Origin of the sequence: Paractinoplanes rhizophilus (assembly GCF_042664765.1) — a bacterium.
Classification (GTDB): domain Bacteria; phylum Actinomycetota; class Actinomycetes; order Mycobacteriales; family Micromonosporaceae; genus Actinoplanes; species Actinoplanes rhizophilus.
Genome location: NZ_JBHTBJ010000138.1, coordinates 1 through 608 on the forward strand (window position 1 = coordinate 1; position 608 = coordinate 608).

Genomic DNA, 608 nt, shown 5'->3' on the forward strand with positions numbered 1-608 from the left:
GGCCGAGGAACGAGGCCTCGTCCTCGCCGCGCCGGCCGTTCCAGGCGCTGAAGCCGAAGCCGAGCCCGGGTTTCGCCTCGCCGGCTCCGATCGACAGGATCTCGGCCAGCGCGGCCGGCGTGTCCAGCTCCTCCTCCCGGTGCCCGTCCTCCTCCTCGTAGACGGCGACCCAGCGGGAGAGCATCGGATCGACCAGCGCCAGCTCCCGGTTCGAGGTCGCCCACCGCCGCGCGATCTGGTCGACCGATTCCGCACGCGGTCCCCATATCGCCTGCACAAGTACCTTCTCGACCGGCATCGTCACCTCCTCCTGGTGCGAGAGATCTTACGGATACACGACCACGGGGATGTCGATTCCCTCCTCACCGAAGGTGCGCTCGAGCGTGGCCTTGAGCTCGGGGCTGGACACCCGCCACTCCAACGGGTTGCCGCCCGCCGCGGCCTGCTGGGAACGTGCCTCGCGGACGAGGGCTTCGTAGCCGGTCTCGTTCTTGCCGGCCCGGCCGTTCTTGAACCACCACTTCCAGTCGCCGGTCTTGGGGTCGATGAAGCTGGAATAGTTGTCCTTGGCCTCGATCAGCTTGCCGTTGCTGAATCCGTCGAAGTCG

Annotated in this window: 2 protein-coding genes; both read right to left on the reverse strand. The window is 67.6% G+C overall.

Going from position 1 to position 608, the window contains the following annotated elements:
* The coding region (locus ACFQS1_RS40590; protein WP_378978424.1) for an Imm52 family immunity protein at window positions 1-298 on the reverse strand (298 nt) is incomplete at its 3' end.
* 27 nt (window positions 299-325) lie between these two features.
* A partial coding sequence (locus ACFQS1_RS40595; protein ID WP_378978426.1) for a Tox-REase-5 domain-containing protein occupies window positions 326-608 on the reverse strand: 283 nt, incomplete at its 5' end.